The sequence below is a fragment of the Neolewinella agarilytica genome (assembly GCF_900110645.1).
GTDB classification, from domain to species: domain Bacteria; phylum Bacteroidota; class Bacteroidia; order Chitinophagales; family Saprospiraceae; genus Neolewinella; species Neolewinella agarilytica.
The window spans coordinates 1-10,562 of record NZ_FOFB01000015.1; the positions used below are offsets into that span (position 1 = coordinate 1).

General features: G+C 50.5%; 7 protein-coding genes. All 7 read right to left on the bottom strand.

Annotated features, from left to right (window positions below; translation table 11 throughout):
* Positions 1-2,294, bottom strand: a 2,294-nt coding sequence (locus BM123_RS13830) for a hypothetical protein (RefSeq protein WP_139211888.1), incomplete at its 3' end; no start/stop codon positions are given.
* Between the two features lie 356 nt (positions 2,295-2,650).
* On the bottom strand, positions 2,651-4,072 hold the full coding sequence (locus tag BM123_RS13835; protein ID WP_090169533.1) for a tetratricopeptide repeat protein: 1,422 nt from the start codon (positions 4,070-4,072) through the stop codon (positions 2,651-2,653).
* Positions 4,073-4,078: 6 nt separating this feature from the next.
* Positions 4,079-5,458: a hypothetical protein gene (locus BM123_RS13840; protein WP_090169535.1), complete on the bottom strand. Its 1,380-nt coding sequence runs from the start codon at positions 5,456-5,458 to the stop codon at positions 4,079-4,081.
* Complete coding sequence (locus BM123_RS13845) at positions 5,439-6,233, bottom strand: type III pantothenate kinase (RefSeq protein ID WP_090169536.1); 795 nt, start codon at positions 6,231-6,233, stop codon at positions 5,439-5,441. Before BM123_RS13845 ends, BM123_RS13840 begins: the two co-directional genes overlap by 20 nt.
* A gap of 69 nt (positions 6,234-6,302) precedes the next feature.
* The gene (gene purH / locus BM123_RS13850) at positions 6,303-7,829 is read right to left on the bottom strand and encodes a bifunctional phosphoribosylaminoimidazolecarboxamide formyltransferase/IMP cyclohydrolase (RefSeq protein ID WP_090169538.1); all 1,527 of its coding nucleotides are present in this window, start codon (positions 7,827-7,829) and stop codon (positions 6,303-6,305) included.
* A 41-nt stretch (positions 7,830-7,870) separates the two neighbouring features.
* Positions 7,871-8,776, bottom strand: coding sequence for a hypothetical protein (locus BM123_RS13855; RefSeq protein WP_090169540.1), 906 nt, complete (start codon positions 8,774-8,776; stop codon positions 7,871-7,873).
* Positions 8,777-8,858: 82 nt separating this feature from the next.
* Positions 8,859-10,490, bottom strand: coding sequence for an ABC-F family ATP-binding cassette domain-containing protein (locus BM123_RS13860; RefSeq protein WP_090169542.1), 1,632 nt, complete (start codon positions 10,488-10,490; stop codon positions 8,859-8,861).
* Positions 10,491-10,562: the final 72 nt, after the last annotated feature.

Here is a 10,562-nt window from a genome sequence, read left to right on the forward strand (position 1 = left end):
GCTTCCATGATGTCATCAGGAAGCGTAGCACGAGCTACGATACAGCTGATTTCAACGGGACCGGGAGCGATACAAGTAGGAGCGTTCTTGTCTTCAACAAGTACGTCCAACCAGCAGAAGTTCATGTTGCCTTCCGCATCAGTTACTTTCAGGCCAACGCGAACCGTACCGAGATCAGCACAAGTCAGCACCAGTTCCTGGTCGTATACTTCAGTAGCAATGTTCTCAGCGTTTACGCGAGCGATTTCCAGCGTTACACCGGAACAGTCATCGTAAGAACCCCGGTCGATCATAGATGGGGTAAGGATAGCGATACCCGTGCTGGCACCACCGGCAGCAGAACCGCTGGAGATGCTTACGTTCAGGCCATCTTCACAGATAGCAACCGGAGCAGTTCCGTCTTCTACGCAGAATGGGTAGTCAGAGAAGTCGCTGTTACCACACTCATCGGTGTAGGTGTAGCGGAGAAGGTGACAGCCAACGGGGATGGCAGAAGTTACTTCTGCGCGGTTGTCCGTAGGGTCAACGTCGAAAGCACCGATTGGCGTAGCGCTCAGGTCAGCACCTGGGTAGATGCTAGCCGTGATGGTTACGTTGTCAGAGCAGTTGTCCGTAGCGCTGATACCAGCGTCCAGGCGGATGTAAGCAGCACAAACGTTACCGGCATTGGTCGTGTAGATCAGGTCGCCGTCAACAACACCGTCGAAGTCACGATCCTGCGTAGGACCAGAGAACGTAGGAGCAGTCGTGTCGCCAACTTTCACAACTTGCGTGAAAGTGCGAACATCGCTTGGGTCACACCAGTCGATAACGGTGTAAGTACGAACGAACTTGTAAGTGAAGGGGCAGGTAACGATGGCCTCGCCGTCAGCATAGGTTACACCGATGTTACATACTGCTTCACCAGCGCTCAAGTTGAAAGTACGGCCAGCAACTTCCAGGAATGGGAAGTCTTGCGTACGAGGAGCGGGGTAGTCAGCGCGGGTGGGGTTAGCCGTTCCACACTGCTCGTAGTTAACAACGTCTTCGATGTTGTCAGCACTCAGGTCATCCAAAGAAGGACGGCTGAAAGTGATGGTGTAAGAAGCCGTTACGCTTGGGTTTTCTTCGCCGGCTGCTGATGGGCAGGTAGCGATTTCGGTAGCGGTGAAGGTGCGCGTGAGCACAACGTCTTCACAGTTAGGATCCTGAGCATCGTAAACGAGTACGTCGTTTACACAAACTTCGATCTGCTCCGTACAGCCGTCCGTGAAAGTCGGTACGAGTGGAGAAGAACCACCAGCAAACAGGCGGTTACGAAGAGCAGTAGCCATAGAACCAGGAACCGTAGCACCGGTTGCAGAGAAGACACGGTAACACTTGTTTACCGTTTCGTTCAGCGTCGTCAGGGTGTTACCATCAACGTCAACACAAAGAAGTTCAACATCATCAGGAGTCGTTACAACAGCTGGAGGAGTTTTGTCTTCAGCGTTAACGATACCCCAGCTGGTTTCAAAACCAGTAACGGGAACAGCAGTGTCCGTCTGATCGAAAACGAAAGAGCTGATCTCAAGAATTGTCCGCTGCGTAGGATCATCAGAGAAAATTGGAGTAAAGCCGTCATCATTAACAGCGAAAATAACACGGTATCCAGGAAGGACATCGATAGTAGCAGAACCACTGGCTGCCTCGCTCTGAGAGATGATACGCTCAATCTCCACACCTTCAAAGTCATAGAGAATGATACCGAAATCAAAACCTTCATCAGCACCATTGAAGTCATAATCGAAGGTTAAAACACCTTCCTGAGTGAAAGAGTAAATAGCATTAGCGAGAATACGTCCACCATCATCTTCTCCACCGAAAGTAGAAAGAGTAAGAGTATTAGACGTAAACACCGTGCTTGACTCATCGGCTCCCGTTACAGGAGTTCCATCAAGGTTGCCATTGAAGACGTCCCAGTTCTCCGCAGCAAAAGGACCGGTAAAGTCAGAAATTGCGGGAAATACGCCTTCATCCGGAGTAGTTACCCGGTACTGGAAAGAACCACAGCCGTCAACGATAGGGCCGTTAGAAGGGTCGTTGTCAAGAACAACGATATCAAAAAGTTCAGAACCGGGTACTTCACCGTCACCATCGACGTCATAGTCACCACGGAGGACCATTTCTGGAATTACAAGCCCCTGACATTCGTCATTCAGGGTAAGATTAATATCGGTGACGTTGGCCAGATTGACCTCGTACACCTGTGCCGTCAGCATTGTGCTGAAAAGACAGCAGAATGCGAACGTAAGCAATTGTATTGCTTGTTTCATAAGATTACGATTTAAATGAGATTAAGAAAAAAAAACACCATCCAAAAAACAAGGATGTAGATATGGTTAAACTTTGCCTGAGTAGGAGCAGGCTAGACATTGGTCTTTTAAGATCGCGTAAAGCTACTGCTTTGCCCGGGGTTTGACCAAGTCAAGAACGATATTTAAGAGTAAAAAATCGCAAATAGTTGACATTCACTGCCCATTGGTTTTCTCTTTGCACCTGCGGCTGCGCAAAAACGGTCAACAACTTGTTACAACCCGTTTTTTGTCGGGGGTAAAGTCTCCAAAAACAATCATCCCGGTCAGGGAGATTGCTCTCTGACCGGGATGATACTTCCTTAAGGAAAGGGAATTTAGAACCGTAAGGTTACGGTTTCTCCGATACCACATCCAACTTTGATGCGATCTCCTTCCTTGTCTCCACGTTGGAAAGATTCGCTACGGATCGGCATGGAACCACTGTAGTTAGCGATACGTCTGTTTGCATCACCAGCTACCTCTGCGTCAATGCTTTTCGCATAACGGTACTTGTCGATGGCTGCCAGAACTGCCAGTCGCTGCTGGTAAGAATCACCACAACTACTGCCAAGACGGGCGTAGATATCACCAATCAACAGGTAAGGCTTGCCCCAGCTGTCATTAAGCTTGGCCGCCTTATTGGCGTTCTGGCGGGCAGCACCGTACTGACGCAGCTTGCCAGACTGGATAGAAGCCATCTGGTAGTAGTATTGCGCCTTTTTCTCATCGTCATCCGCAGCATCGATAGCTTCCTGGTAACGGCTAACGGCACCAGCGAAGTCACCACTCTTGAAAATGAGGTCAGCGTCATAAGCAGGGTTCATCCGGCGACGCTCTGCTTCATACTCAGCGGCCTTCGTGGCGTAAATCGCGTCGTACTGAGCCTGCATCATGGCAACGTCCTTATCATTCTCATCACACCCCTGTGTTTTCAGCTTAGTGATGATGTAGCGAATGATTTCAAGGTCTTCCTTGTTCTCTTCGTACTTAGGCATCAGTTCGTTTTTGAAGTAAGCACAGTCGAAAATCTTATCAGCGTGCTTTTGCACACTGGCATCCAGATTTGCCTTAGCGTCTTCGTAGTATTGCTTGTAGTCTCCGCCTTTTTCGATATTGGCATCAGCAATTGCGACTCCCTTTTCGTAAAGCTCCCGTACGCGGGCGTTATCGATCTCACCTTCACCGAAGTAGTAATCCAGTAGCGCACCGAGTGGTGGCAGCACGATGTATTCAGTAGCTTCTTTGCCTTTGTCCATGGCCATTTCCAGCACATCGATGGCTTCCATGCTGTACCCGGTCATGTAAAACATATCGTAGCCTTTACGACCGAGAAGAAATGCTTCAGCATCCGGGTAGCAGTTCAGCTCTTCATCGTAAAAGGAAATCAACCGTTCCTGAAGCTCTTTCTTTTTGGCGGCATCCGTTTCTTTTTGTGCTAATGCACCGTAAAAGAGGCGACCGTCCCGGTAATGGAAAGGACGTCCACCATCCGCAGCGGGAGCGATGTCGTAGGCCTTTTTCCAATTATTGAAGGCGTTATTGAATTCGTCCTCCGTCATTGCCACCAGATCAGCGACTGTCTTGTTTTTAACAAAGTTGCGGTAAGCAACGTGGGCATTTTCGGCTTGCTCCTTCTGAGGAGAGTCCGTCCAGTTTTCACACTGGGCGTTAGCTACGCTAAAAGAAGCGCAGAGTATCAGCATCAGGGCCAGGGTGCGACCGCCCAAGGCGGTAGCGGTACTAATGATAGTTCGCATGTTGGTCTAGTTGAGTTTACGTTTGAAGAACCAGGAGTTATCGTTCAAGGAGAACCCCGCAGTAAATTGTATGTAGTTTTCGTCAAGAATATTTGGGACCCCAAACTTACCAATTTCTACAGCAAGATCAAGGAAGGAGACTTGTTGGCGTGGCAGGCGGAGGGGCATCCCCAGTCCGAAAGTAACCGCATTGCGACGTGCCTGAACACCATCTACTGAACGACCATCTTCTTCGAGCCGAAGACCGGCACGGTAACGAACCCGTTTCCAAAAACGGTTATAAGATGACGCATTTGGTATGTATTGCAGGCCAAAAGCGATTCGGGCGGCGTCCAGCAGTTCATCTGGCTGGGCGTCATTACGGTATTGACTGTAAGCACGGTTGCCATAATCCACGCCGATGAAAATACGGTTGATATCTTCGTAAGCTACCCCCACAGAATAAGTGGTAGGCAGCGTCAAAACGCCTTGTTGTTGCGTTATGGAGCGCAGGGTGTCAGACACGAATAACTGGCCGTTAGGGCTAAATCGACGAAACAAAAGGCTGGCATCCGTGTCAACATCGTTACCAATGTTACCATTCACACCAACAACTATTCGCTTGCCATTAGGCACCATAACACCGTTCTTATTGGGCGTTTTAAAGTTATAGACATATTGAAGCCCGTAGCCGAGGCTAAAGCCGCTGATGGCTACATCTTCAAGAAATTCTGAAGCCAGAGATTCCGGCACATCATCAAAAGTAACGATGCGGCTATTGGTAATCTTACCAAAGTTGTAGTTCACATTTAAGCCCGCAGACAGGTAACGGAAGCGGAAAGCCGTAGACCAGGAAAAGCGGTAAGCTCCACCATTGCCCTTTAGAGTATTGGAGGTAGTACCAAAATCGGGATCTTCGCTTTCCAGCCTGAGGTCATAGCCCACTAAAGAAGTAGGGGCTAAAGAAAAGGCCATACCTGCGTTCCAGGAATTTTGCTGCCGTTCGAGGTTCAAACTGATGGGGTTTCGCAGAGGAAACCCTAAGGCCAGATACCGGAGGTTCCCCTGCCAGGTATTCACCGAACCGTTGGCATCGGATAAATTGGCGTTACGGGCGTAGACCCCAACCTCGAAGCTCGTCGATTGAAGGTTCGCCAAACTGGCTGGGTTCTGAATATTAAGGTGAAAGGGGTTCTGGTAAGCACTCTCCAGGCCTCCCATACCGGAAGCTACGGCGTGCACCTGATCCAGCGGGTTGCCAAGGCCAAAGCGGCTTAGCGGACTGTTCAGCTTAGGCCGAATGTCAACAAAGTCTGACACCAGCGATTGAGCGGATACACTCGTAGCCGCCCAGCAGAGCAGGGCGAACAGGAGCAGCAGACTTGGTTTACGATTCGTTTTGAACATAATTAGACAATATTTGATTCAGCCCGCTCAGGACCAGGTTGGGGTGAAGTGAAAAAGGAACGCTAAGCTTACCAGCCAGGAAATTGGCATCGCCACCCGTCAGTAGTAGTTCCAGGTCGGGGTATTGCTTTTGAAGCCGAAGGAAGAGTCCTTCTGTTTCATAAACCACCCCTAACTGGCCACCGTGCCGAAGAGCCGAAGCCGTTGACCACCCTACCCGGCCGGAGGGGTCCGCCGGAGGCGTATCCGGCAACCGGGCCGTAAAGGTGTGCATCGCCTGTAGCCGCATCCGTATTCCCGGGCTGATGTTACCGCCGAGATAAGTAGCAGAGCCATCGATCAGGTCGAAAGTGACACAAGTACCCGCATCAACGATTAATCTTGCCGGCAAGGCAGATGTTTGGGGCGTCCCGCAGGGTGCAGAGGTAGTTGGAATAGCCATGCTTCCCGCTACTACCGCTATCCGGTCTTGTCCCAGGGTTTCCATCGTAGTATAAACGGAAGAAAATGGAAGGACCAAATCAGGCCCTAAGGCCAACACCAGGCATTGCCCGGATTCCCATTTATCTATCCACTTTGCGGGTGGCACGTTTGCCACCGTGGAATAGATGATTTTTTTCACCCCATGGTTGGTTACCAACCGGTCCACCTCCTCCCATTCCTGGTCAGAAAAGCGGATTACCGGCCCGATCATCACCTTATCGAGGAACACCGCCGCTTTCGCTACGGTGTTACCAATGTCAATGACGAGATGATGATTCGTTGCAGTGCCCATCTTACAGAGTCGGCGATAAGACGTATTTCACGGGGGTGATGGTTCTTAAGCCGGCGTTAAAAATTTGGTTTAATGCTTAAAATGGCGAACTCCGGTGGTGACCATCGCCATTTTTCTTTCGTTACATGCGGCGATGGAGTCTTTATCCCGAATGGACCCTCCCGGCTGTACAACGGCCGTTACGCCCGCTTCGTGGGCAATTTCCACACAATCACTGAAGGGGAAGAACGCATCTGAAGCCATTACCGAGCCTGCGACATCAAAGCCGAAACGACCGGCTTTATCGATAGCCTGCTTCAGGGCATCCACGCGGCTGGTTTGGCCACAACCCATGGCAATCATTTGCCCTGCTTTCACCAATGCGATGGTGTTAGACTTCAGGTGCTTGGCACATTTGTTGGCAAAGACCAGGTCTGCGATCTCTGCTTCGTTGGGTGCGCGTTCGGTAACCACTTTGAAATCATCCGCTGTTTCACTGCGCAGATCCGTATCCTGCGCCACCACGCCATTCAGCAATGTCTTAAAGCTACGCGTGCGCTGTTCCAGGTGATGGTACTGCAAAAGGATACGCTTACTCTTCTTACTGAGGAGCTCAAGCGCGGAATCCGTGAAATCAGGAGCGATCAACACTTCGTAGAAAAGTTTGTCTATCTCCTGAGCCGTACCCAGTTCTACGGGTTTGTTGGTGATTAAAATCCCACCGAAGGCGGAGACATTATCTGCCGCCAATGCGGCATGCCAGGCTTCCAACTGAGTAGGGCGCACCGCCATACCGCAAGCATTGGTGTGTTTCAGGATTGCAAAGGCGGGGTCCCCGTCTTCAAATTCCTGCATAATGGCTACTGCCGCATCTATATCTACCAGGTTATTGTAGCTGATGTCTTTACCATTGAGTTTGGTAAACATTCCTTCCAGGCGGCCGTAGAAGGTCGCATTCTGGTGTGGGTTTTCACCGTACCGCAAAGGAGTTGTACGCATCTCTGACACCTTAAAGGTGTCCAGACCACCATCCTCATTGAAGTAGTTAAAGATGGCCGTGTCGTAATGGCTGCTGACCGCAAAGGCTCTGCGGGCCAGATTCCGGCGGTCCGTCAGTTCACTTACTCCCTGTTTCACGTCCAGCAACTCCTGAAGAGTAGCATAATCGTCCCGGCTGGGTACAATGACCACGTCCCGATAGTTTTTTGCTGCCGCGCGGATGAGAGCAATTCCTCCAATATCGATTTTCTCGATTATAAGATCTTCTTCTTCCGTATTGGCGACGGTCTCCTCGAACGGGTAGAGGTCTACAATAATGAGATCTATTTCGGGGATATCGTACTTAGCCAGTTGCCCGAGGTGGTCAGGATCCCGACGGGCGAGAATACCACCGTGGACTTTGGGGTGAAGCGTCTTCACCCGACCATCCAGAATGGAAGGGTAGCCGGTAAGCTCCTCGACCGGAACAACTTCGATTCCTCGGTCGCGAATAAATGTTTCCGTTCCCCCGGTGCTGTAGATAGTAACGCCCATTTGCTGGAGCGCATCAACTATCGGGCCGAGGCCATCCTTATGGTAAACGGAGACTAGAGCAGATTTTATTTTCCTGGCAGTCATATAGAGCCTTACGGTTTTGAGGCCGCGAAGATAAGCAATGATTACTCCACCCCCAATACCCAGCCCTCATGGCGAACCACACGTTTGCGTTCTTTAGCACTTAAGCCCTCGGGTTCTGCTAACCAGCGGGATAAACTGCCAGCCGATTGGTTTTTCTGTAGCCAGCCGATATAAGCACGTACCTGAGCCCGGTCAGGAATCTTGTCACTGGTATCAAACTGCAGCATACTGGGGTAGATCTCAGCGTGAATAATGCACGCTCCCTGAGCAGGAATACTTTGGTCGAAATCTGTTTCGAAAGGCCAAATCAGACTGCAGGCGCTTAAGGTCTCATCCAAAAAACGCAGTTGATACAGGCGTGGCAAGCCCAGTAAAGTCTGGCTACCCACACTTCCGGTATAGGCTAACTTCCAGGCTGGTTGCATTTTAGGCACTCGTTGCTCCACCAGCCGGCGTTCCTTTAGCACGGCCTTTTTAGTAATGACGGGATAGCGAAAATCTTTTTTTGAGCCCAGAAAAATTCCACTCTGCCCGACGGGTACCCCCCAAAAAGGGCCACCTCCCCGGCTTATCCGGCGGTTAAGTTCCGCACCTACCGCAAAGCGGTTATTTCCGTTGCGGTCATCATCTTTCACCAACTCGTGGAGTTCCTGCCAGATGTTTTTCCAGGTTGATTTTTTTTGCAGTTTCAAGGACTTCCCGAGCCCCTTGGGATAGCCGAAGGAAAAATCCCAACCCACCAATACTCTTTTCCCCGCTTTGGCCAACGCTGACAGTCTTTTACGCAAGTAGACAACACATTCATGACGGGTACGGAAATAACGGACAGAAATTCGTCCCTTAGCACCAGCCTGTGCCAGCCAGATAGCATCCCGGGAAGGGCGAACCGGGCTCGCCCGGTTACGGGCACTCCAGTCAATGGCAATAAAATGGTCGAACGTAGGCAAGGATGGGTAGGCTTATGTCGCGAATGTAGCCACGGACCACTTATAAGCCATAATAAACGGCGATAAGTTTAGTCGTCAATTATCAGGCAGAGGCACCAACGAGCGCATTACGCTTCTCCGCAATGGCAGGAGACGTGAGGTACTCATCGTAATCCAACAGGCTATCAATCATTCCATTAGGCCCGATTTCAATAATGCGGTTAGTAGAAGTTTCCACCAATTTATGGTCATGACTACTCATGATGAGGTTGCCTTTAAAATCCACCAGTGCGTTGTTCATCGCCGTGATCGATTCCAAATCAAGGTGGTTCGTAGGCTCGTCCAGCAACAGGAAGTTAGGTGAGTTAAGCATCATCTTACTCAACATACAGCGCACTTTTTCTCCTCCGGAGAGAACGCTGGAATCCTTATGAACCTCCTCTCCGGCAAAGAGCATCCGGCCCAAAAAGCCCCGGATAAACTGCTCATCTTTATTCTGAGAATACTGCCGGAGCCATTCCACCAGGTTTAAACCGTTGGCAGCCTGAAAGTACTCCGCATTCTCGTTGGGCAGGTGCTGGACCTTGATCGTCTGACCCCACTCGATTGTTCCCGTATCCGCTTCCGTTTCACCAGCCAGTATTTCGTAAAAGGCCGTCAGAGCCGTAGCTTCATCGGCCAGCAGGGTAATCTTATCACCACTGTTCATGGTGAAGGATACATCAGAGAAAAGGAGCGTTCCGTCGGGCGATTTTTTGCTCAGATTGGTAACTTTCAATATCTGATCCCCTGGCGGCCGTTCTGGCTGAAAAGCAATGAAGGGGTACTTTCTGGAGCTGGGCTTAATGTCTTCAATATTGAGTTTTTCCAGTGCCTTCTTTCGGCTGGTAGCCTGCTTTGACTTCGAAGCATTCGCGCTGAATCGCTGGATAAACTCCAGCATTTCTGCCCGTTTCTGCTCCATCTTCTTGTTTTTATTTGCCTGCTGCTGCAGGGCAAGCTGGCTGGATTCATACCAGAAGGTATAGTTACCCGTGTAGATCGTAGCTTGCTGACGGTCAATATCCACGATGTGAGTACAGACCATGTCCAGAAAATAACGGTCGTGACTTACAATGATGATCGTGTTCGGGAAGCCCGCCAGGAAGTCCGCCAGCCAGTGGACGGTCTTTGCGTCCAGATCGTTCGTCGGCTCATCGAGCAGAAGCAGGTCGGGGTCACCGAACAGTGCCTGCGCCAGCAGAACCTTTACCTTCTCGGGGCCACTCAATTCCTGCATCAGTTTGTAGTGCAGATCTTCCTTGATGCCCATATTGGAGAGTAGCTCTGCGGCGTCGGAGTCAGCCGTCCAGCCGCCCATTTCACCGTATTTGTTCTCCAGTTCAGCGGCGCGCATTCCGTCGGCATCCGTTGCCTCAGGGTTCATATAGATAGCGTTCTTCTCCTGCTCGATGGCATAGAGTTCTTCGTGGCCCATCTTTACGGTATCAAGTACCGTATGCTCTTCGAAGCCAAAGTGATTCTGACTAAGCACCGCCATACGGTTACCCGGTTCCAGGCTTACGTGGCCGCGGGTGGGGTCCAGGTCCCCGGAAACCACCTTAAGAAAAGTAGACTTTCCGGCGCCGTTGGCTCCGATTACACCATAGCAGTTACCGTGGTTAAACTGCAGATTAACCTCATTGAAGAGGACGCGTTTACCAAACTGTACGGTAAGATCTGATACATTTAACATAGGACGAAGAGCTTTTTGGGGCCGCAAAATTACGGCTTTTAGTGGCGGCAATCAAATGGATATCGAATTAGC